This window comes from Exiguobacterium sp. s57 (genome assembly GCF_018617685.1).
GTDB lineage: Bacteria > Bacillota > Bacilli > Exiguobacteriales > Exiguobacteriaceae > Exiguobacterium > Exiguobacterium marinum.
The window spans coordinates 70546-94703 of record NZ_JACSKR010000004.1 but is presented as its reverse complement, the minus strand read 5'-3'; the positions used below and the strand labels follow the sequence as shown (position 1 = coordinate 94703).

The window sequence follows — 24158 nt, the reverse complement described above, 5'->3', positions numbered from 1 at the left end:
TTTTTTGGTTGAAGAAAAAAAGAAAAGCAAATTGGGTATATCAACTCCGGCGTCTCGCCGTGTTTCTCGTCCCGCTCGGCTTGGCCGTCTGGTTCTGGCCGCAGGAGTCGACACCCACCACACAATTGAAGTCTGAACAAGCCTCTATTTCCGAGGAAATATACACGATTGAAGAACGTACACCCATTGAAGAAGACGGCGTCACTCGATATGAATATGATGTCGTGGTACATGGGGAACGGAGTACGGATGAGCTTCAATCAATCAGTCATGACGTCATCGATGACGTACAACAGTCTGATCAGTTTCAGGCCGCCTTGCTACGATTTTATGATGATGCCGCGTATATCGGGACGGAACCCCCACTCGGTGAAGCCGTATTCGCTCCGGAAGGTGATTACGCGCTTGCCGATTGGGTGAAACCCGGTCAAATAGACGACATGATATTCGGCTGGCAACTTCGGGAAAAAGAATGGACGACCAAATTGACCGACAAAGAGATACAGATTTGGAGGTCATGGCAAGACCAGTATACGGAGCAGAATTCTGATGACCCCGATGCGAAAGCGAAAGTGACGCGTGTCATTGCCACGGAATACGAACTCGACCCTAAAGTGGTGCAACAAATCGTATTGAAACAACATGTATGGGCCGCATTATGAATAATCTTAACTTTGTGTGAAATCTCTCTTTTTTTGAAAAAGAGGGATTTTTTTATTTTAGGTTAGGGAACACCGATACAGTAGGTCAAATCGTGACTTACGACGGTCAGTCATACTTAAGGGAGGCAATCACATGGGGAACAAGAAAGAAGAGCAGTTAAAACAACATACGATTGATAACGAACAACAAGCTGGCTTGACGACAAACCAAGGTCTGAAGATGGCGGAAGACGAATTCTCGCTGAAAGCAGGACGTCGTGGTCCGACGTTAATCGAGGACTTCCATTTCCGTGAGAAGATGACTCACTTCGACCATGAGCGGATTCCGGAGCGCATCGTTCATGCGCGTGGAGTCGGAGCACACGGGGAGTTCCAGGTGTATGAACCGCTTGCCGAGTTCACCAAAGCGGATTTCTTGAATGACCCTTCGAAGACAACACCCGTATTCGTCCGTTTCTCAACGGTTCAGGGGTCACGCGGTTCCGGTGACACCGTTCGGGACGTCCGTGGATTTGCGACGAAGTTCTACACAGACGAAGGGAATTATGATTTAGTCGGGAATAACATCCCGGTCTTCTTTATCCAAGATGCAATCAAGTTCCCGGACCTCGTCCACGCCGTGAAACCTGAACCACATACGGAAGTGCCGCAAGGGGGAAGCGCGCACGATACGTTCTGGGATTTCGTCGGACAAAATCACGAGACCGCTCATATGGTCATGTGGGCGATGAGTGATCGGGGGATTCCGCGTAGTCTACGCATGATGGAAGGGTTCGGGGTGCATACGTTCCGTCTCGTAAATGCTGAAGGAAAGGCGCACTTCGTCAAGTTTCATTGGAAGCCAAAGCTCGGGGTGCATTCACAAGTATGGGACGAAGCCCAAAAAGCAGTCGGGAAAAATGCTGATTTCCACCGTGTCGACCTGTATGAAGCCATCAATAAAGGCGACTACCCAGAATGGGAGCTCGGACTTCAACTCATCCCTGAAGAAGACGAGTTCAAATACGACTTCGATATTTTAGACCCGACCAAACTGTGGCCGGAAGAAGAGATCCCGGTGAAACTCGTCGGGAAGATGACCTTGAACCGAAACGTCGACAACTTCTTCGCGGAAACTGAGCAAGTCGCGTTCCACCCGGGTCATCTCGTTCCAGGAATCGACTTCTCGAACGATCCGCTCTTGCAAGGTCGTCTGTTCTCGTATACGGACACGCAACTTTCGCGTCTCGGTGGACCAAACTTCCACCAGATTCCAATCAATAAGCCAGTTTGTCCGTTCCACAACAATCAGCGGGACGGGATGCATCAAATGGCCGTCCATAAAGGTCAGACGAGCTATCACAAAAATGCGCTCAACAACAACCAGCCGGAACCCGTACCGGCCGACCAAGGTGGTTTCGAGCATTACCAAGAGAAGGTGGACGGGCACAAGATTCGCGGCCGTAGCGACAGCTTCCTTGATTTCTATTCACAGGCGAAGCTCTTCTACAACAGCATGACCGATGTCGAGAAGAAGCATATTCAAGACGCCTGTAGTTTTGAGCTCGGAAAATGTGAGTCCGACATGGTGAAAGAAAACGCCGTCGATTTATTGAATCGGATCGATCGTCACCTCGCCGAAGTCGTCGCGGACAATTTAGGGGTACAAGTGCCAGAAGAGAATAATGAGGTCCAGTCAGATAAGAGCTCCCCTGCCCTCTCGATGGCCAACACGATTAAAAAACCGGACACGAAGAGTGTCGCCCTCCTCCTCGCCGGTGACGTGGATGCGAATCAGGTGAAACAATGGGTGCAGATGCTCGCCGACCACAATGTCAACTATAGCCTCGTCGGAAAAAAAGCGCATATGCTCGGTGATTTGAAAGTAAAAGAGACGTATGACACAGTCGACGCGAGCCTCTTCGATGCCGCTTTCTTAGTGAGCGCCGCAACCTCGGTCGAAGATGATGTCCTCGAGTTTATCGAGAACACGTATAAGCACTATAAGCCGCTCGCCTTGCACGTGCATCACAAAGAGGCACTCGCCACATGTCGCGTGAAGACAGACCAGCCTGGCGTCTTCACGTTTGACGAGCACAACCTCGATGGATTCGATGCGTTCATCGATGGGATTGCGACAGCCCGTTTCTGGGACCGTGCCTAACGACGTTACTTTACTCGACTCGATTCCCGAGTCGAGTTTTTTTCATGTCTGTCATTCAGTGCATGTAGTGCATCATCTCAGACAATCCTAATTTGATTTGGTATACTCTTTTAGTTATGTTTATTAACTATTCGACTTTGAAGAAAAGGAGGCGTCGTGTTCGATGCATCAACCTATTCAAAAACTGTGGACGCGAGACTTCTTGATCATCTCGCTCATCAACTTCTTCCTGACGCTTATCTTTTTCTTATTGATGGTCACAATCGGAGTGCATGCCGTCGAGTCGTACGGAGCGACGACGAGTCAAGCAGGACTTGTCACCGGTATCTTCATCATCGGGACGTTGACCGGACGATTATTCATCGGTCGACTCATTGATTCGATCGGTCGGAAGAAGACGCTTTATATCGGGCTCGTCTTTTTCACCACCACGATTTTATTGTACTTCGTCCACTGGGGCATCGGCTTCTTATTGCTCACCCGGTTCGTTCACGGTCTCGGGATGGGATTATCGAGTACGGCAACCGGGACCATCGTAGCGCAAATCATCCCTGCGACCCGGAAAGGTGAAGGCATCGGCTACTACAGCATGAGCTCCACTCTGGCGACAGCCATCGGGCCATTCGTCGGGCTGCTCCTTAGCCAATATACGAGCTTTACGGTCATTTTCGGACTTTGTTTTGTAATCGGGGTCATCAGTTTGGCGAGTACGTTCTTTGTGAATGTACCAGAAGTCGATACTCCTGAAGTCGTTCGTGGCTTCTCATTGAAATCATTCGTCGAACCGAGGGCGTTACCGATTGCCCTCATCATCGGCATGGCCGCACTAAGCTACTCGAGTGTCTTGTCCTATATCAACTTTTATGCAAGTGAACTCGACTTGATTGAGGCGGCAAGTATCTTCTTCCTTGTCTATTCGGTTGCAGTACTCTTATCACGTCCAATCACTGGGAAATTGATGGATGCGCGCGGAGCAAACGTCGTCATGTATCCGGCAATCGCCATCTTTGCCGTCGGGCTTCTTGTGCTCAGTCAAGCAAGCAGTGGCTGGATTCTTCTACTCGCAGGTGCTTTGATTGGACTAGGTTTCGGAAATATCCAATCTGGTACACAAGCGATTGCCGTTAAGGCTTCACCACCCCACCGGATGGGGATGGCGACATCCACGTTCTTTATTGCGCTCGATGCAGGTCTCGGGTTTGGACCTTATTTCATCGGACTACTCATTCCGTTGACCGGTTTCTCGACGTTATACCTGATTCTCTCTGGCGTCGTTCTCTTTACCATTTTCTTGTATTACGTTATGAATGGACGGAACGAACAAAAACAACTGAACGAAGCTGCCTGACAGGATGTATATGCATCCTGTCTTTTTTTGAAAGTTCACACATTTCTGTGGTGGATACGTTAAAATAAAAATGACGTGTAAAAAATAGAATGAACGAAATGAGGGAGACGAGATGAAAGCTGACCATACACTTCAATCCAACGCATCGATTTTACTACGGACGTTCGATAAAATTTCAGACTATGTATTCTTTATGGAAGTTGATGGTTCAGCTTATCGATACGTCTTCGTGAACGAACCCGGAAAACGTGCAATCAACTGGTCGGATGAGGATATCGGGAAGAAGATTGATGAACTCGTTCCGACTGAGACGGCCGCTCTCATCTCACAGTATTACGATGAAGCAATCCGAACAAAAAAGAGTGTCGTCTATGAAGACTATCTTCTTGCTGACTCATTTTATACGGATACCGTAGAGGCGAATGATGTGTGGACGCTTCCACTTCATTACTTCGAGTCAGAAGTAACTCCGATTTTTGATGATGAGGGAATCTGCACACATATCGTCTCCGTCGTTCGTGAAGTGACAGAACGAAAACGTCGTGAGCTCGAACTCTCAATCCTGAAAGATCATCATGAGTCGCTGCGACGGTATTCTCCCCATGGCATCTTTGTGCTCGATCATCATCTAAACATTAAATCAGTCAACCCGGCCGTCATGGCCATCACGGGTTATGCGGAACAGGACATGCTTCACCATCCGTTCCTGCATTGGCTTCCCGAGAGTGAACGGTCTCGGGTGCGGAAAGGATTACAATTCACGCTTTCTGGGATTCCACACAAATATTCCGTCTATGCTGAACATCAATCCGGTGAACGACTCGACTTGTCCGTCCTCAACATTCCAATCGAGGTCGGTGGTAACATTACCGGCCTATTTGCAATCATCATCGACTTGACGCCCGAGAAGAACGCCGAACGTGCTACGGTCGAAAGTGAACGCCGCTATCGTCAACTGATCGAGACGATTCCAGAAGGCATCATCGTCCATCAAGACGGGAAAATTATATACGCGAACGCGATGGCGCTCGCCACAATTGGTGAAACTTACCTCGAGAGTGAATCGATTTTTTCATTCATCGCAGAAGAGCATCATCTATCCACCCGTAAACGACTCGCATCCCTTGAACTTGGAGGCCCTGTGCAGGATACGGAAATGGTCATCGTGACGCCGAGTGGAGACAAGCTCCAGATGGATATCAGTAGTCTCCTCATCGACTACGAGGGCGAAACGGCCGTCCTAACGATTTTACGTGATGTCACAGAAAAACGTGAAATGGAACAAGCCTTGAGACAAAGCGAGTTACAATATCGATTGATCACAGAAAACATGAGTGATCTCGTTTGTATGTTAGAACGGGACGGTACCGTTCGTTATGCATCCCCTTCCCACCGTACCGTGCTCGGCTTTGCGGCCGGGTATTACGAAGGGAAGAATACGCTCGACTATATCCATCCTGACGACATCCATATCGTCAGGGAGCAGTTGAAAGAAAGACAGCAACAGGACATCTCGTTGACACTTGAATTCCGTCATTTTCACGCTGATCAGCGCTGGATTTGGCTCGAAACGAAAATACAGGCCATCTATGATGAATCTGGACGTCTCCTTCACTACTTGACGGTCAGCCGTGAAATCATGCAGCGAAAAGCACTCGAGAAACAATTGAAGCATTTGGCGTATCACGACACGTTGACGGATTTGCCGAACCGCCGCTTCTTCCTCGCCTATCTCGAAGAAGAGATTGATCGAACCGAGTTCGAACAGGGCGAATTGGCCGTTCTCGCACTTGACGTTGACCGCTTCAAACAAATAAACGATACGTTCGGTCATGATGTGGGTGATGAGCTCTTGCGCCAACTCGCACGTCGATTGACATCCGTGCTTCGAAAACAAGATATGATCGCTAGACTCGGAGGTGATGAATTCGCCGTGCTCATTCGCTTCAACGACCTCTGTTCTCTACATCGTGTCGCAGAGAAAGTCATCCAGGCATTGCAACGTCCATGGGAAATTGACCATCATACGTTCATCACGACTTCAAGTGTCGGGGGCGCTCGTTATGTGAAAGGCTTGTCGACCAAACAGTTATTAAAACGCGCCGACCTTGCTCTCTACGAAGCGAAAGCTGGCGGACGAAACCAATATGTACTCGCAAAGGACCACGAATGAGTGGTCCTTTTTTCACGTGAAACATCAAAAACCGAACGATTGAATGCATTTTATCGAATTATATTCATATTTAAGTTAATTTATTTAGATACCCTTTGACTTTGTGTTCCATTCACGTTATATTACCGAATGGGCGAAGTTTTTTTGTTATTTAAGACGTTAATGTTCGTGAATAGGGGTGTGACATATGGATAAAGTATTTGATTATGAAGATATTCAATTGATTCCTGCAAAATGTATTGTCGACAGTCGTTCAGAATGTAACTCGACCGTCGAGCTTGGTGGCTTTACTTTCCGTTTACCGGTCGTTCCGGCTAACATGCAGACGATTATCGATGAAAAAGTAGCACTGATGCTGGCCAAGAACGGTTACTTTTACATTATGCATCGCTTCAATCCAGAGACGCGTCTTGCGTTTATCCGAGATATGCATGAGCGTGGATTGTATGCATCCATCAGTGTCGGGGTGAAGAAAGAAGAGTATGCCTTTATCGAGATGCTTAAATCGACCGGTCATACGCCAGAATTCATTACGATCGATATCGCACACGGACACTCAAATGCGGTCATTCGAATGATTCAACACATCAAACACCATCTTCCCGGCTCATTCGTCATCGCCGGGAACGTCGGGACGCCAGAGGCTGTTCGCGAATTAGAACACGCCGGAGCGGATGCGACGAAGGTCGGGATCGGACCCGGTAAAGTATGTATCACGAAAATCAAGACTGGGTTTGGTACAGGGGGTTGGCAATTGGCTGCACTGCGATGGTGTGCCAAGGCGGCGACAAAACCGATTATCGCGGATGGAGGGATCCGGACACATGGTGACATCGCCAAATCGATTCGCTTCGGGGCTTCGATGGTCATGATTGGCTCGTTATTTGCCGGACACGATGAATCACCGGGGGAAACGTTCGAGCAAGACGGGAAACAATTGAAAGAGTATTTCGGTTCGGCTTCTGAGTTTCAAAAAGGTGAGCGGAAAAATGTCGAGGGGAAAAAGATGTTTGTCGAACATAAAGGGGCACTACAAGATACATTGACCGAGATGGAGCAAGACCTCCAATCGGCGATTTCTTACGCGGGTGGTGACAGTCTCGAGGCATTGCGCACAGTAGACTATGTCATGGTGAAAAACTCAATCTTCAATGGGGATAAAGTATATTAATAAAGGCGACCTCGTGTCGCCTTTTATAGTTCTTTCATCATGTAGTAGTCCGATCCAGGTGGATAGTCCGGTAGCACACCCGCGACCGTATAACCGAATCGTTCATAAAACGTTTTTGCTTGAAACGAGAACGTCGTCAACTTCACACGCGTCGCACCGAGCGACTTCGCTAACGCCTCCCCTTCTACAAGTATTTGACTACCGATGCCTTGACCATGAAAGTCTGCATCGACCCACAGGCGATCCAAATCGAACCATCCCCAATACACACTCCCATACAATCCGGCGATCACCTGTCCTTCTTGTTCGATTTTTAACTGAATGAGCGGCACGTTCGCTTCACGTATATCACGATGATGAATCGAATGAACGTTGTTATACTCACGCAATTGAGTGGTCAAAAACTGTTGGAACGTCTCGTCCTCCTCGTGAATTCTTGTGATGATATGTGTCATCTTCCCATCGTCCCGTTCACAAAAAACGTAATCAATTCTTTCTCTTCTTCGTTGATTTCACGATTGACGAGTGAAGCGTATGACCGAGTGATTCCATCGATATTTCCTGGGAAATCATTTGATATGGTGGCGATTCGTCTTAATGCGAGGCAATCTTCTGCGAACGCTTCACGACTCACCATCTCACCATGTGACCAAACGATTTGTTGGGCATCGAATGTCTCCAACACATCCAACAATCGAAGTGTCTCTTCCGGTGTCATCCGCCATGTCGGAGCGTATAGATTTGCGTATAACGCGTCTCCCAAAAATAAGATTTTCTCTTCTACAAAATATAGAATGACAGCGTCTTTTGCATGGTCTCCCCCGACATGTTTCAACACAACGTGAACCCCACCGAGGTCGAGCGTCAGCGATTCTTGAAACGTCAGCGTCGGCAACACGATTTCGATGTCGCGGGCGTCCCCATATTCTTCTCGGATCGCCTCCGCACAAAATGCGATTTCAATCCCTTGCGACACCCGCTCGTCAAGAGAGGCATCGTCCCAATCGTACGGGACAAGCTTCTCCATCCCTTGTTTTGTCGCCTCACTCGCAATCGAGACTATCCCTTCTAGGGCCGGTAAACCAAAGATGTGGTCCCAATGCCAATGTGTCAATGCGACCATCGAAGGCGCACGGAGGCTTTGTTTTTCTAGCTGTTCTAAAAAGAATGAAGCGTGCGACACAGAATTACCAGCGTCGATGAGCAGCGTATGCGTATCGCCGACAACGGCACCGAGAATCGGTCGGTCTGTACGGTCGACAGGTGTCATGTACCAAAAACGTTCCGAGTGCTTGATCAAAGTTTGCATGAACAAATAAACTCCTCTTCTACTAAATCAGTTAAAGTTCCTCACCATCTGAATATACATCGTACCGGAACCATTGATTGCCCCCATTGTTTTTTGCAATGTGCATGGCCAAATCGACTTGATGAAGAATCGCGTCGATCGTGTCACTACTTTGCACCATGGTGACCCCGACACTCGCCGTAAGATGAATCACTTCTCCATTCGACGCAGTTATTCCCCGGGAAATGACTTTATTTATATCTTTTAACCTGCGGGGAGAGCCATCCTGAATCACAATGAATGCATTATCAGAAAATCGATACACCTGACCACCAACACGCTGTACAAACTCATGTAATCGTTGAGCCATCTCAATTAACATTTCATCCCCGATCAAATGACCGAATTGATCATTGATTCGTTTAAAATCGTCTAAATCAATTAATAGTAATGTAATCGGTTGCGAGCGCTGCAGTTGCTTGTATAAATCAGTCGTGAGGGTGTGACGGTTACATAGTTTCGTCAATTGATCCTGTTTCGCGATATGAACCATCTCGCGTTGTTTCCGTTCTTTTCGAATCCCACTCTCCATCCATCTCGCGAGCAATCGTATCGTGTCGGTCAATTCCTGAAGGGTATTCTCGTCAAGTTGATCATTTAAATTCCCTTGCTCCGCCAATAAAACAATCCAGCCAAACACTTGATGATTATGTGTCAGAGGAAAACTGATGAGCGTGGTGAATTCAATGCCGTCTACAATAAGTTCGCCTTCTTGTAGCGTTTGTGAACCGACTGTCGTCAGTTGATGGAGGGATTGAAGTTCTTCTTCTCCCCACGTCAAACGGGATACCCCATTCTCTACCAAGAGTCGGTTGAAAGTTTCAATCGAGAAGATGACCGCGTGTGAATAACCGACCCATTCCAATAGAATTTCTTGAACCCGCTCCAATTGGTCTTGAAATGGCAGGCGTAATGCCGTCGCTTCATACAATGCTTCTACAACTTGCTGACGATTGATTTGTCGCCTTAAAACTTCTGTATGCTCAATTTCTGTCATGACCCAATGCGCAAACGATTCAAGTGTTTGTAGATTTGCTTCCGTGAACGTTCTCGCCTGCTCGTCGACTACACAAAGCGTACCGATGACATGACCTTGTTTTGTACGAAGTGGTACACCTGCATAAAACCCAATACGCTCGAGCCAAGGACTATCGCTCTCAATCGCTTCTGACACGACATCTTCAATGACGACCGGACGCTCAGATGTGATAACCCGATTGCATAACGTCCATTCCCGTTTAAGATGCGCAGATTCGAGTTCAATCCCGACACATGATTTGAGCCACTGTTGATCCGTCGTCATGATGGAGATGAAGGCGACCGGCATCTGTAAAGTTTGTGCAGCCAAACGTGAGATTCGGTCATAACGTTCCTCTTGAGGTGTATTTAAAATCTCCAATCTCAGAATCGCTTTTAAGCGTTTTATTTCACGGTCGTCTAGAGAAGGTTGAAGTAACTGTGACGGCTGTTCGATTTTCGACAACATCGCTTGATGGGAATATAAGATATCGAGCGCTTTATCCAAGTCTCCAAGCGGCATCGGGCGACTAAAGAAATAACCTTGAATCTCATCACAGCCGAGTTGACGTAAAATACGATATTGTTCTTCCGTCTCGACCCCTTCTGCCGTCACCTCTAGGTCTAATTTTTTTGCCAGCGACACAATCAGTTTGACGATTTCATATTCTTTTAGTCCACTCTCTTGATCGAGTTGAGCAACGAACGATCGATCAATCTTGATTCCATCAATTTCGAATAGCTTCAAATAATTTAAAGAGGAGTAACTGACTCCGAAATCATCAATCATCAGTCGAAACCCTTGCTGTTTTAACGATTCGACTATTTTGATCGTAGCGACTGGTTCATGCATTAACGTGTGCTCTGTCACTTCAAACTCAAACTGTTCAGGTTGAAGACCGTACGATGCAATGATGGAAACGAGTTCATTCATATGGTTCTCATGAAACAAGTTCGGCGACACGTTCACGGCCACACGGCGCCCTTCAAATTGCTCGGGATGTGTTGACACCTCCTGGCACACCCGATTCAGGACAAACTGTGTCACGTCCTCAATCAGTAGCGACTGCTCCGCAACCCGTATGAACATTTCAGGAGAAACAATACCGAGCACCGGACTTTCCCAACGAATGAGCGCCTCAAAATGAATTGCTCCATCCATCGACACTTTCGGCTGATACATCATGTACAGTTCGTCTTGTTTGAGTGCTTTCACGAGTTCCGTCTCAATCATGATTTCATCGATATAGCGTTGTACATACTCATCGTGCTCATATAAACGAATCGTCTGACTCCCGGTCTGCCGCGCCTCGAGTAAAGCAGTCGAAGCGTTCATAATGATACGGTCGGCGTCTGTCGTCCCCGCTCCGATTCCGATACAACTCGATAACGGGAATTCTGCCTCCGCAACTTGGTAGGAATGACTCGCAATCACATCAAGCAAATGTTCAGCATACATATAAGCGATTTTAATCGGCACATATGGCAGAACCGCGATAAAGTCTTCACCGTCTACTCGACCGATGATCGAACCTTTCGGAAGCGTGTTCGCCAATTGACGTGTGATGTCTTTAATCAATTGATTCGAGCGCTCCACTCCTTGAAGCGACATCATCATCTTGAAACGATTGATGTGGAGACGCATGACGCTCGTTTCTTCCGAATCATGTTGCTCGAACAAGTGATCGAGTTCCAATTTGACTTTCATCAGATTGGGCATCCCGGTCAAATAATCCATATGCTCGATACTCCGTAACAACTTGATCTCTGCTTCCTCGGATAAATCCGTCGTCAAACTGAGTACATAACGAACCTTCCCCGCTTCATCTTCGACCGGCACAAGCATAGAAGATGCAAATTGAGCGGTATTGGACTCGATGTTCATTTGCGACATGAAATACACCGGCTCCCCCGTCTCAACGACCACATCATAATGTCCAATCAATTCATCGGCCACTTCTGAACGGTACATCTCATGTAAATAACGGCCTTCTACATCACTCGGAAGCGAAGAGGCCACCTTCCCCTGTTCGCTCACATTCACGTAACGATAGCCGTTCTCCGTCACTTCCATTAGAAATACCATCCGATACAAGCGTGTGAACAGCTCGAATAGATAATTTGGGTCGCCTTTCATCCGTTGCATCGTATCCCTCCACCTGTTCCTTTTTCTTATAGTGTAGTTGGTTTCGCTCAAACTATGGAGAAAACCTTTTTAAAAATGGGAAAACGTTTTTCTCTCATAGAAAAAAACACCCTCTCATATTTGAGAAGGTGCTCTCCGAATTAAAGCAATTCGTTCGCCAAGAGACGATAGACGTTCAGGCGATCTTCCTGCTTATGCTGGATGCTACAAATCATCGCCTCATCGAAACCATAGCGCTCCGATTCATCTCGTAACTGTTCCGCGATTTGTTTCGGCGTTCCTACGAGGTGGATGGCTCGGTTGTTGGCGATGTGGATTTTATCGACCTCCGTGAGCGGATAGTCGTGGGCCGCTTCCGGACTCAACAATTGTCTCAATTGACCACGCATCAAGAAGAGACGTGACAAATCAGAAGGTCGAGCCAAATATTCCGCTTCTTCTTCCGTCTCTGCCGTCGTGACCAAATACGTGACGCTGATGTCCGGTTTCTCCATAAAATCAGACGGTGTGAAATGGTGACGGTACGTGTCGAGCGTATCGGCACTTAGTTCACCATTAAAAAATTGAGCGAACGAATAGCCGAGTCCCATTCGTCCGGCTTGCACGGCGCTGTTTCCACTCGAACCGAGTAACCATGCTTCCGGAAGCGTAACGCCTGTCGGTGCTGCTGGCGTGTTCTTATACCATCTCTCTTCAGGTGCTTCATCTTTGATCAATTGAAGCGTCGTATCGAGCTTCTCGTAAAGTCCGTCCATCATCGGCTTCTGCCCTTGTGACATCGCATAGATCGCGTTCGCATCACCGCCTGGCGCACGTCCGACACCAAAGTCGATCCGTCCTGGGGCGAGCGCGCTGAGCGTCTTGAATACCTCTGCCATCTTGAGTGGCGAGTAGTGCATCATCATGATGCCGCCGGACCCGAGACGAATCTTGTTCGTCTTAGCTGCCAGATAGGCCGTGATGACCTCTGGAGCCGAGCTGGCGAACGACATGCCACCATGATGCTCCGCCATCCACATACGGTAATACCCTAACTCTTCTGCGACTTGTGCGAGCTCGACCGCGCTGTTCAGCGCATGTTCTCCCGTATGACCCGACGTGACCGGCGCCTGGTCTAACACACTCAATCTCATCATGCATTCTCCTAACTCTATAATGAAGTTTCTAAATATCTTGAATTTGTTGGACTCGCCGTCATCATACTAAATGGCTCTATAGAATACGAATGTTTTGCCTAGTCAACATCCAATATTTTTAGAAAATTCACGCATTTGGTTGATAGTACCTAGTCATATTTTTTATACTGATAAAGAAAGAGGTTTTAATCGTGGCTGGATGTGTAATGGGGATAGATAGACAGCAAAAACATTTCGGGGAAATGAGGAATGCATCATGAATGGTTCATCAACACCAGACGGAAAGAAATTTTCGAGTCGAGACTTTTTTAAGTTTTTGATTCCATCGCTCATCGGCATTATGTTTTTTATCGTACCAATCTCATCTGAGGAAGGTTTCACGATTCCAATCGCCTTCTTATCCAATCTATTGATTGATTGGATTGGCGGCATCGTACCGGCACTCGCCGTCATCATGATGGGAATCTCAATCCTTGGCTCGTTGTTATTATTTACGGCACGTCCTGCCTTTATGGTGGAACGACCATCAATCAACGCACTGTTTAGCGTGACACCGTTTTGGTTCGTCATGCGCATCATCGGTTTCATCGCCGGTGTCATGACGCTACTCGCGGTCGGACCAGAGATGATCACGTCGGAATTTACGGGTGGCTTGCTACTCTTTGATTTGATTCCAATCTTGTTTGCGACATTCTTTTTTGCGGGTATGTTGTTACCGCTCCTATTGAACTTCGGACTTCTCGAGTTCGTCGGCACATTCCTGATGAAAATCATGCGTCCGTTGTTCCGCTTGCCAGGACGCGCTTCCCTCGACTCGCTCGCGTCATGGGTCGGAGATGCGACGATTGGAATTCTACTTACGACAAAACAGTATGAAGAAGGTTATTATACGAAACGAGAGGCATCTATTATTGCAACGACATTCTCTGTCGTCTCCATCACCTTCACAATCGTCGTCCTGCAGTATATGAGACTCGATCAATACTTCCTGCCGTACTACGGTGCCATCATTTTATCAGGTCTAGTCGCAGCCCTCATCATGCCGCGAATTTATCCGTTATCTAAAAAAGCGGATACTGCTTATGAGGAAACCGAGCTTCAACCGGAAGAAGATGTTCCGGCGAACATGTCGCTCGGTAAATGGGCGCTGACCCAAGCTTTGAAGAAGTCACAATCAAGTAAGAGTTTCTTGGAAACATTAAAAGATGGTTTTAAAAACGTACTCGATATGTGGATTGGTGTCCTTCCGGTCGTCATGGCTGTCGGGACAATCGCTGTCGTCATCGCCGAATATACACCGTTCTTCACAATCATCGGAAAGCCGTTCGAGCCGATTTTAATGTTCCTACAAGTGCCGGAAGCGGCAGCGGCCGCACAGACGATGGTCGTTGGTTTCGCGGACATGTTCTTGCCGGCCGTACTCGGAAGTGAAATCGAGAGTGAAATGACGCGTTTCGTCATCGCCACGTTGTCCGTCACCCAGCTCATCTATATGTCTGAAGTCGGGGGCTTGTTGCTTGGTTCGAAACTCCCAATCTCGTTCTTCGATCTCGTGTTGATTTTCTTGTTACGTACATTCATCACACTTCCAATCATCGTCGGAATTGCACATCTTGTGTTTTAACGAAAACGACGCCCTTTCTCTTTTATGAGATGGGGCGTCCTTTGTATACTAAAAGAAAAGGAGGGAGATCTAGATGGAGCACCCATTCGCAGGACAACTCGAGGTCGCAAACAACGGTTATGCCGGTATCATCGACCCGGAAGCTTATGTGAACGATCGTTACCACGGACGCTGGACATTAAAGCGCTCTGTACAGATTGAAGGCGTGCCCGTCTTGCTCCAACGACAATTCGAGAACGGAAAGAACAACTGTACGTTGACATCGATCACCGCCATCTTCCGCTTTTATCGAAATCACGGATTCACTAATATCCCAGACGATGTAACGCAGATTCAGGAGGATATGCGCGAGATTGCCTTCAGGCACCATTTCAAAGATGAGAAAGGGACACCCCCGACACAAATCGCCACCATCATCACGAAACTATGGAAGCGATACGGGTATGACGGTCGAGGCAGTTCCCGCTATCTATGGAAGTGGTCGACGTTCGAGCGGGAACTGAAAGCGGGTCGACCGTTCGTATTAAATATGGCGAACGGCTTCTATAAGAATCATTCCGTCACGGGGGTCGGCTATTTACAGTTTGAAAAACGGGGATTTCCCGACGTCGTCTTGTTGGCCGTGCTCGACAACCGGTCGAAAGACGTGCGCTATATCGACTTCAACGAATTCAACTTTTGGGGAAGCATCACGCGCGTCCATCCACCAACCACTCGTCCGTAATCGTTTCAATCGCTTGACCGATTTTTAAAAGATGCTCGCGCTTGGCGTATGACCCGTAATGTAGCCCGTTTGAGTCATACCCATTCCCGAGCCCGACGAACACTTCTGACGGCTTCATATGGAGGCCAATCATCGGGATACCTGATTCATGACGTCCGATTTCATAAGTGACGGCAGGATACGCAGACAGACTTCTTATTGTTGAAAACTCGTTCAAGGCACGACAGTTGTCTCGCCCGAGCACGATGATACGGCTCGGTTTAATATACGCAATCGTCCGCTCCAACAATTCGATTGAGGTCGGATGCTCCATCCAGTCGCGCCCCGTCCTCATCTTCCCCATCTGTTCATACGTCGCAAATTTAAAAAAATCGACGTGGATGACAGCGTTAGGGTCGTCATAAAACGACCGCCCCATCCCGTTGAGGAGCGCCTCGAGTTTGGCGCCACCTGGTTTCCCGAACCAGCTCGTCGTCGCGCGACCCGACTCGAAATAGACCGATGCCCGTTCGAGCGTTTGTTGCAGCGCCTCTTCATTTCCGAGGTAATCTTCAAACGAGAGTGTGTCCCGCCAATAGAACTTTTGGGCTTGCCCCATTCTCGGCGTCCCGTCACGATGTAAAAACTCGCCGCGGGACGGATTCGTCCCGACGGTCAGCCATTGATTCAGACCAGGTCGACCGTACCAAAGGACAGGCGACGTCTCCGGAATTAATTCTTTTCCGAATGATGTGTCACATAGCGTTGCTTGAAATTGCATCGCGTCTTGTAACAGTCGTACTGCCTCCATGTCATCCCTCCTCTCCCGTTCGTTTCCCGCTTTCGAGAGTTTATAAAATGCGTTATAGTGAGAGGACGAAGTCAAATAAAGGACGTGTACACATGCGCATCAATAAATTCATTAGTGAATCAGGCAAGGCGTCCCGTCGCCAAGCCGACCGTCTCGTCGAAGAGGGACGCGTCACCATCAACGGGAAGAAAGCAAAAATCGGCGACCAGGTCAAACCGGGCGATGAAGTCCTCGTCAACGGTTCGGTCGCTCGGGTCGCACGAAACAACGTCTACATCGCCGTCCATAAGCCGGTCGGGATTACGAGTACGACAGAGAAGAAAGTAAAAGGGAACTTGGTCGACATGGTCAACCACCCACTCCGCATCTTCAATATCGGTCGTCTCGATAAAGACTCGGAAGGTCTTATCCTCATGACAAACGACGGCGATATCGTCAACGAGATTCTCCGTGCAGAAGGCGAGCATGAGAAAGAATACATCGTCTCGGTCGATAAGCCGATCACACCGGAGTTCGTCGAACAGATGGAAGCCGGCGTCAAAATCCTCGGACAGAAGACGCTTCCGTGTAAAGTCCGTCCGCTCTCGAAGTTTGACTTCAACATCACCCTCACCCAAGGACTCAACCGTCAGATCCGTCGGATGTGTGAGGCGCTCGGCTATGAAGTGTTCCGCCTCCAACGTGTGCGTGTCATGAACATCACGCTCGGGAAGCTCCCACCTGGACAATGGCGCGACCTTTCGAAAAAAGAACGGGAGCAATTGTTCCGCGAATTGAATTACGAACCAAAAGAATGGTACTAAAATAAGCCTAGACGCGCGTCTAGGCTTATTTTTTATTTCGCTGTCACGCCACCGTCTACCGGAAGTTCAATCCCGCTAATATGATTCGCCTCGTCTGACGCGAGGAATAGAACGGCTGCCGCCACTTCATCCGCTTGTCCGAGATTTGGCAATGCGATTTGATTCAGGAAGTGCTGTTTATAGTCCGGGTGCTCCATATGCGGCGCACTCATCGGCGTCACGATATACCCTGGGTGTACCGAGTTGACGCGAATGTTTTGTTTCCCGTAATCGACTGCTGCTGCTTTCGTAAGAGAACGGACAGCACCTTTTGAGGCCGTGTATGCCCCGGCACCCGCCATACCGGTTAATGCAGAGATCGAGGAGATGTTGACGATTGATCCTCCCTCATTCTCGGTCATGAGCGGAATCGCATATTGTGTCCCTAACATGACTCCATCGATGTTGATGCGATACGTGCGTGCCCAGTCCTCTTCTGTCTGTTCCAAGAACGGTTTCGCAAGTGCGATTCCGGCATTGTTCACGAGAATATCTAATTTGCCACACGTCGCTTCCACTTCTGCGAATACGTCTTCCCAGCTCGAACGCGATGTCACGTCATGCTTCACCGCGATGGCTTCACCGCCTTGTGCACGAATCGATTCGACCACGCTGTTTACACCTTGTTCATTGATATCTGTCGCGACGACCGTCGCTCCTTCTTTGGCGAATAGACGTGCCGTCGACTCTCCCATACCGCTTCCTGCCCCTGTGATGACCGCTACTTTCCCCTGTAAACGCATTGTCCCAGCTCCATCCTTTAAATTATGATAGTCTAACTATCATAATAATAATTGGATGTGACATTAATCTCAACGAAACTGCTCGAAGGCGATATACTAAGGACAGACAGTGAGGTGATGGAATTGAGTAAACGACAACAAAACAAAGAAGAACGGATCCAACTGATTATCAAAGAGGCAGAACGCTTATTTTTAGAGAACGGCTTTGAAAAAGTTCAGATGCAGGACATCGCGGATGCGGCAGGAATTGGGGTGGCGACGCTATTTCGCTACTTCCCGAAGAAAGACCAATTGATCGTCGCAGCGGCAGTCAAGAATCTACAACCGACACTCGAGCGATTTGAACAATTCATGCATGAGGAGGGAAACGCCTATGAAAGGCTCGAAGCCATCTTGAACCACTTTTTCGAGATGCAGTTGGAGCGGACGGACCACGCCCGTTTCCGAGAGGCGTTTGAAAGCTATGCATCGTTCGTCGCCACGCCCCTTCCTGGGATCGAGACTTATATTGACGTGCAGCGACAAATCATGCAGACGCTCGAACCCTTGATTGAAGACGGGAAACGAGACGGATCATTCCGCTCGGATATCGATGTGAAGGTGACCGTCGTCACAATCATCAATACGTTCGGGACGTTCGGAAACAACATCATGTTGAAGTCACATATCAGTTATTTAGAAGACGATATCGAGACGGCCGTACAATTGCGTGCGTTGAAAGAGATGTTACTCGCATCCATTCGGGCATGAGAAAAGCCTCCCTTCGCTTGAAGGGAGGCTAATTGTATACATAAAAAATGAGCACCTCTCACTAGAGGTGCTCTCGAAAGTCTACCGCGACGGACCACGCTCCACAACGTGCTCCTCAAGGGAATGTCCGCCGTCTTACATAGACCAGCTCATCGCATGTACTCAACTATATGCGAAACCTACGTCCTCGTCAATCTTTTCTTCAATCTCGGTTGACATCTTCCTAAAAATTAGGATAATTAAGAGTGTTAGCACTCTTAATTATAGAGTGCCAAAATACAGACATCAAAAGGAGAACGATCATGACAAAGAAACAGTTTCAAACCGAATCGAAACGAATTTTAGAGTTGATGGTCCACTCAATTTATACACATAAGGACATTTTCTTGCGCGAGCTCATCTCGAACGCGAGCGACGCCATCGACAAGATGTATTATCGTGCCCTCTCCGACGAAAGTATCGAGTTCAACAAAGACGATTACTTCGTCAAAATCGAACTCGACAAAGAGGCGCGGACGATCACGATTCGCGATACAGGGATTGGGATGACAGAAGAAGAGCTCGAATCGAATCTTGGAATTATCGCCAAGAGTGGCTCACTCGCCATGAAGCAAGCGACGAAGATGGAAGAAGACCATAGCCTCATCGGCCAGTTCGGAGTCGGATTCTATTCTGCGTTCATGGTCGCTGACCGTGTGACCGTACGGACTCGCTCGATTGACAGCGGTCAAGGATACGTATGGGAGTCAGAAGGCACAGACGGCTATTCAATCGAGTCGACAGACAAGGCGGACATCGGTACAGAAATCACGCTCCACTTGAAAGCGGACACTGAAGATGACGCGTACTCGTCATTCCTTGAAGAGTATGAGATCCGCTCGCTCATCAAGAAACATTCGGACTTCATCCGTTACCCAATCAAACTCGATGTGACGAAACATCGTCAAAAAGAGGACTCGGAAGATTATGAGGATTACAAGGAAGAAGAGACCGTCAACAGCATGGTACCGATTTGGCGGAAGCGTAAGAGCGAGTTGACCGATGAGGATTACAAGGCGTTCTATCATGAGAAGCGCTACGGCTTTGATGAGCCGCTCAAGCACCTCCACTTGAACGTCGACGGCACGATCCGGTATCAGTCAATCCTCTACATCCCATCGACGGTCCCGTTCGACTATTACACGAAAGAGTTCGAGAAAGGGCTCGAACTCTATTCGAATGGCGTGTTGATCATGGAGAAGTCACCGGATCTCTTGCCGGACTACTTCGGCTTCGTCAAAGGAATGGTCGACTCAGAAGACCTCTCGCTCAACATTTCCCGTGAAATGTTGCAGCAGGACCGCCAGCTTCGCGTGATCGCCAAAAACGTGAAGTCAAAAATCAAAGGGATGCTCGAGAAGATGCTCCAAAATGAGCGTGAGGACTATGAGAAGTTCTATGAATCGTTCGGTCGCCAATTGAAGTTCGGCGTGTATGACCAGTTTGGCGCAGCGAAAGACGAATTGAAGGACTTGATTCTTTTCCATTCTTCTCACGAGAAGAAACTCGTCTCGCTCAAAGAGTACGTCGAACGGATGAAAGAGGATCAGAAATACATCTATTATGCGACAGGCGAATCGATCCATCGCATCGATCTCTTGCCACAAGCAGAACGCTTGAAAGAAGAAGGATACGAGATCCTCTACTTCACAGAAGAGATTGACGAATTTGCGATTAAGATGCTTCAGTCATATGACGACAAAGAGTTCAAATCGATTGCGAGCGGTGACCTCGGTCTCGATGACGCGGAAGCGAAGTCGCTCAACGAAGACAATCAAGACTTATTCGCCTTCATGAAACAAGAACTCGGGGACCGAATCAAAGAAGTGCGTGCCTCGACACACCTCAAGTCACATCCGGTCTGTCTGACGGTCGCCGGTGACGTCTCGATTGAGATGGAGAAGATTTTGAACGCGATGCCAAACGGGGGCGGCATGAAAGCGGAGAAAGTGCTCGAAGTGAACGCCGACCATGCCATCTTCCAGACACTCCAACGTGTATATAAAGAAGATGAAGCGAAAGCGAAACAGTATACAGACCTCTTGTATCAACAAGCCCTCCTCATTGAAGGGTTATCGATTGAAGATCCGGTAGCGTATTCGAATGCGGTGTGTGCGTTGATGGCGGAGTAACGGTGAAGACAGAGGGGATCCTCTGTCTTTTTCGTTTTTAGCAAAAAAGCATGCTACACTTTAAACAAATGAAAATTTTGGGAATGAGGTGCTTTATGCTATTCGAAAAAAATAAAGTGTATAGACGTTCTTCAATTCACGATCAATACGGGGGTAATCGACAAAGGGGAATCAGTCCATCAGCAAAGCACGATATAATTTTTATTTTTGATATGAAACATAGTAGCTTTGATTATGCTAATCGATGGGATGAAAAAGAGGGGTTGTATTATTACAATGGGGAAGGACAAGTCGGTGATCAGACATTCACTTCTGGTAATAAAGCTCTTTTAAGACATATTGAAAGCAATAAAGATGTGTATTTATTTGAAGAAATAGGAAACTCTATGTATCGCTTTGTTGATCAGATGATTCTAATTGGATATGACATTCAATTTGGGAGTGACAAAAATTATCAACAACGTGAAATTATCGTTTTCACATTTGAACCTATACACTCAGTTTTTGAAGGGGCCCGTCACTTTTTTGAGAACATGAAATACAAGACATTAGATGAACTTCATCTCATCGCACAACAAAATTTACAAAAAGTAAATGGGTTAAGCACAACTACCCGAAAGCAACAAATTCGCGAACAGTCAGCAGCTGTCTATTATAGTATTTTTGCTCGTGCAAACAATCACTGTGAAGCTTGTGGTTCACAATCTCCTTTTGAAACAGAAGATGGTCCATACTTAGAGTTACATTCGTTACATTCAGACTCTGATCAAATAATATTGCGTCCTGGTTTAGGAGCTGCTGTTTGTCCTAATTGTCATATGCGTTTGCATAAAGGAAAAGATCGTAGTCAATATAACAAACAATTAGAAATGAAAATTATCGCTAAACTTATTGAAAATATCGATCGTCCTTAATCAAACAGATTAGGGAGGTTTTCAATGGCAATTGATAATCCATGTCTCTATTTCGAGAATATGAAATACATTTTAATACTAAAAATTTATTTTATCGATGATTTATTTTTTAAAAATAAATATATAAAAACAAAAAAAGCAATTCTATTGTAATCGTTTTCTTCCCTTCCATTAAGCCAAATGTAAATAATGTGTTGGTAAGCCTAATACTTTCAAAGCATGCAAACGCCTTGACAATTCTAGCTCGTTATATGAAGTTAGTATTACATTATAATTATTCTAGTCGAGATAGAAACGCTAGAGTAAAAAAACAAGGAGGACATAACCCATGTCATTAATCGGCAAAGAAGTACTACCATTCAAAGCACAAGCATTCCAAACAGGTGAATTCCTCGAAGTTACAGAGAATGACCTCAAAGGCAAATGGAGCGTTGTCTGCTTCTACCCAGCTGACTTCACATTCGTCTGCCCAACTGAACTCGAAGATCTTCAAAACGAGTACGCTGCACTTCAAAACCTCGGTGTAGAAGTATACTCTGTCTCAACAGACACACACTTCACACATAAAGCTTGGCACGAAACATCTGAGAAAATCGGAAAAATCGAGTACATCATGATCGGTGACCCATCACACGTCATCTCACGCAACTTCGACGTCTTGAACGAAGAAGACGGCCTCGCAGACCGTGGTACGTTCATCATCGACCCAGACGGTGTCATCCAAACTGTCGAGATCAACGCTGGCGGCATTGGCCGTGACGCGAGCACGCTCGTCAACAAAGTCAAAGCAGCACAATACGTACGCAACAATCCAGGCGAAGTCTGCCCGGCGAAATGGGAAGAGGGTTCTGAAACACTCCGCCCAAGCCTTGACCTCGTCGGTAAATTGTAAGGAGCGATTGCATGTTAGAAGCAGCGATTAAACAACAGCTCGACCAATATCTCCAGCTCATGGAGGGCGATGTCGTCCTCCGTGTGAGCGCTGGGGAAGACAACGTCTCAAACGAGATGCTCGAGCTCGTCAACGAACTCGCCAGCATGTCATCACGCATCTCGGTCGAACGCGCGACACTCGAGCGTACACCGAGCTTCAGCGTGAATCGTCCGTCTGAAGAGACAGGAATCGTCTTTGCGGGGATTCCACTCGGACATGAGTTCACATCACTCGTCCTCGCCCTCCTCCAAGTGAGCGGGCGCGCACCGAAAGTCGATGCGGACACGATCAAACAAATCCAAAACATCGAAGGCGCGTATCACTTCGAGTCATATATCAGCCTCAGCTGCCACAACTGTCCTGACGTCGTGCAAGCGCTAAACGTCATGAGCGTCCTCAACCCGAACATCACCCACACGATGATCGATGGAGCCGCGTTCAAGGATGAAGTGGAATCGAAAGAGATTATGGCTGTCCCGACGGTCTTCTTGAACGGCGAATCGTTCGGTAACGGTCGGATGTCACTCGAAGAGATCTTGGCGAAACTCGGTACAGGTCCTGACGCCTCTGCATTCTCGGACAAAGACCCATACGACGTCCTCGTCGTCGGTGGCGGTCCAGCTGGTGCAAGTGCTGCCGTATACGCGGCTCGTAAAGGAATCCGTACAGGAATCATCGCAGAGCGCTTCGGTGGCCAAGTGATGGACACGATGGGTATTGAGAACTTCATCGGTACCGCTTATACAGAAGGTCCAAAGCTTGTCGCAAGTCTTGAAGAGCACGTCAAAGAGTATGGCATCGACGTCATGAACCTCCAACGCGCGAAGCGTCTTGAGAAAAATGACCTCGTCGAAATCGAACTCGAGAACGGTGCCGTCCTGAAAAGTAAGAGTGTCATCCTCTCAACCGGTGCACGCTGGCGTAACGTCAACGTCCCAGGTGAGGCGGAGTTCAAAAACAAAGGGGTCGCTTACTGCCCGCACTGTGACGGTCCTCTCTTTGAAGGGAAACGTGTCGCGGTCATCGGTGGCGGTAACTCCGGTATCGAAGCGGCCATCGATCTCGCCGGAATCGTCAAACACGTGACGGTCCTCGAGTTCGCCCCTGAACTCAAGGCCGACCAAGTGCTTCAAGACCGTCTCCACAGCCTCCCGAACGTGACTGTCATCACGAACGCTCAGACGACAGAAATTACGGGTACGGACAAAGTGAACGGCATCTCGTATGTGTCTCGTGAGACGAACGAGTCACATCATGTCGAACTGGAAGGCGTCTTCGTCCAAATCGGTCTCGTCCCGAACACGGACTGGCTCGACTCGGTCGAACGCAACAACTTCGGGGAAATCGTCGTCGACCGTCATGGCGCGACGAACGTCCCAGGTGTGTTCGCGGCAGGAGACTGCACGAACAGCGCCTACAAACAAATCATCATCTCGATGGGTTCTGGTGCGACAGCCGCACTCGGCGCCTTCGACTACATGATTCGCAACTAACACAAAGACTCGCTCTCATCCTAGAGGGC

At 47.9% G+C, this 24158-nt stretch carries 19 protein-coding genes; 13 read left to right on the top strand and 6 right to left on the bottom strand.

Going from position 1 to position 24158, the window contains the following annotated elements:
- The first annotated feature begins 8 nt into the window (after positions 1–8).
- The 5 genes from KNO98_RS10650 to guaC all read left to right on the top strand — a co-directional run bounded on the left by KNO98_RS10650 (position 9) and on the right by guaC (position 7497).
- Positions 9–662, top strand: coding sequence for a hypothetical protein (locus tag KNO98_RS10650; RefSeq protein ID WP_214700838.1), 654 nt, complete (start codon positions 9–11; stop codon positions 660–662).
- Positions 663–795: 133 nt separating this feature from the next.
- A complete protein-coding gene (locus tag KNO98_RS10645; protein WP_214700837.1) occupies positions 796–2805 on the top strand; it encodes a catalase in 2010 nt (669 codons plus the stop codon).
- Positions 2806–2968: 163 nt separating this feature from the next.
- Positions 2969–4153 (top strand): MFS transporter, encoded by a 1185-nt coding sequence (locus KNO98_RS10640; RefSeq protein ID WP_214700836.1) that lies wholly within the window; start codon positions 2969–2971, stop codon positions 4151–4153.
- Between the two features lie 112 nt (positions 4154–4265).
- Positions 4266–6326: a PAS domain S-box protein gene (locus KNO98_RS10635; RefSeq protein WP_214700835.1), complete on the top strand. Its 2061-nt coding sequence runs from the start codon at positions 4266–4268 to the stop codon at positions 6324–6326.
- A 187-nt stretch (positions 6327–6513) separates the two neighbouring features.
- Positions 6514–7497: a GMP reductase gene (gene guaC / locus KNO98_RS10630; protein ID WP_214700833.1), complete on the top strand. Its 984-nt coding sequence runs from the start codon at positions 6514–6516 to the stop codon at positions 7495–7497.
- Positions 7498–7520: 23 nt separating this feature from the next.
- On the opposite strand, the gene KNO98_RS10625 is transcribed toward guaC, so the two are convergent.
- From KNO98_RS10625 to KNO98_RS10610, 4 genes are all read right to left on the bottom strand, one after another.
- On the bottom strand, positions 7521–7952 hold the full coding sequence (locus KNO98_RS10625; protein ID WP_214700832.1) for a GNAT family N-acetyltransferase: 432 nt from the start codon (positions 7950–7952) through the stop codon (positions 7521–7523).
- Positions 7949–8806: an MBL fold metallo-hydrolase gene (locus KNO98_RS10620; protein ID WP_214700830.1), complete on the bottom strand. Its 858-nt coding sequence runs from the start codon at positions 8804–8806 to the stop codon at positions 7949–7951. Before KNO98_RS10620 ends, KNO98_RS10625 begins: the two co-directional genes overlap by 4 nt.
- Positions 8807–8837: 31 nt before the next feature.
- On the bottom strand, positions 8838–12008 hold the full coding sequence (locus KNO98_RS10615; protein WP_214700828.1) for an EAL domain-containing protein: 3171 nt from the start codon (positions 12006–12008) through the stop codon (positions 8838–8840).
- Between the two features lie 140 nt (positions 12009–12148).
- On the bottom strand, positions 12149–13141 hold the full coding sequence (locus KNO98_RS10610) for an LLM class flavin-dependent oxidoreductase (RefSeq protein WP_041917962.1): 993 nt from the start codon (positions 13139–13141) through the stop codon (positions 12149–12151).
- Between the two features lie 259 nt (positions 13142–13400).
- On the opposite strand from KNO98_RS10610, the gene KNO98_RS10605 reads away from it, so the two are divergent.
- Positions 13401–14768 (top strand): YjiH family protein, encoded by a 1368-nt coding sequence (locus KNO98_RS10605; protein WP_214700826.1) that lies wholly within the window; start codon positions 13401–13403, stop codon positions 14766–14768.
- A gap of 73 nt (positions 14769–14841) precedes the next feature.
- Positions 14842–15492, top strand: a complete 651-nt coding sequence (locus tag KNO98_RS10600) for a C39 family peptidase (RefSeq protein ID WP_214700825.1) — start codon at positions 14842–14844, stop codon at positions 15490–15492.
- Here KNO98_RS10600 and KNO98_RS10595 read toward each other — a convergent pair.
- Positions 15458–16282 carry a hypothetical protein gene (locus tag KNO98_RS10595; protein ID WP_214700823.1) on the bottom strand — a complete coding sequence of 275 codons (825 nt, stop codon included), beginning with the start codon at positions 16280–16282 and terminating at the stop codon, positions 15458–15460. The genes KNO98_RS10600 and KNO98_RS10595 overlap by 35 nt on opposite strands.
- Positions 16283–16374: 92 nt before the next feature.
- Between KNO98_RS10595 and rluF the strand changes: the two genes are divergently transcribed.
- Positions 16375–17085: a 23S rRNA pseudouridine(2604) synthase RluF gene (gene rluF, locus KNO98_RS10590; protein ID WP_015880301.1), complete on the top strand. Its 711-nt coding sequence runs from the start codon at positions 16375–16377 to the stop codon at positions 17083–17085.
- A gap of 32 nt (positions 17086–17117) precedes the next feature.
- Here rluF and KNO98_RS10585 read toward each other — a convergent pair whose 3' ends face one another.
- A complete protein-coding gene (locus tag KNO98_RS10585; protein WP_026824673.1) occupies positions 17118–17867 on the bottom strand; it encodes an SDR family NAD(P)-dependent oxidoreductase in 750 nt (249 codons plus the stop codon).
- A 123-nt stretch (positions 17868–17990) separates the two neighbouring features.
- Between KNO98_RS10585 and KNO98_RS10580 the strand changes: the two genes are divergently transcribed.
- The 5 genes from KNO98_RS10580 (at position 17991) to ahpF (ending at position 24129) form a co-directional block, all read left to right on the top strand.
- Positions 17991–18617: a TetR/AcrR family transcriptional regulator gene (locus KNO98_RS10580; protein WP_214700822.1), complete on the top strand. Its 627-nt coding sequence runs from the start codon at positions 17991–17993 to the stop codon at positions 18615–18617.
- A 302-nt stretch (positions 18618–18919) separates the two neighbouring features.
- Entirely contained in the window at positions 18920–20788 is a 1869-nt protein-coding gene (gene htpG / locus KNO98_RS10575) for a molecular chaperone HtpG (RefSeq protein WP_214700821.1), read from the top strand.
- A 95-nt stretch (positions 20789–20883) separates the two neighbouring features.
- Positions 20884–21702, top strand: coding sequence for an SRA domain-containing endonuclease (locus KNO98_RS10570; protein ID WP_214700820.1), 819 nt, complete (start codon positions 20884–20886; stop codon positions 21700–21702).
- Between the two features lie 328 nt (positions 21703–22030).
- The gene (gene ahpC, locus KNO98_RS10565; protein ID WP_214700819.1) at positions 22031–22594 is read left to right on the top strand and encodes an alkyl hydroperoxide reductase subunit C; all 564 of its coding nucleotides are present in this window, start codon (positions 22031–22033) and stop codon (positions 22592–22594) included.
- A gap of 11 nt (positions 22595–22605) precedes the next feature.
- Complete coding sequence (gene ahpF / locus KNO98_RS10560) at positions 22606–24129, top strand: alkyl hydroperoxide reductase subunit F (protein ID WP_214700818.1); 1524 nt, start codon at positions 22606–22608, stop codon at positions 24127–24129.
- The last annotated feature ends 29 nt before the right edge of the window (positions 24130–24158 follow it).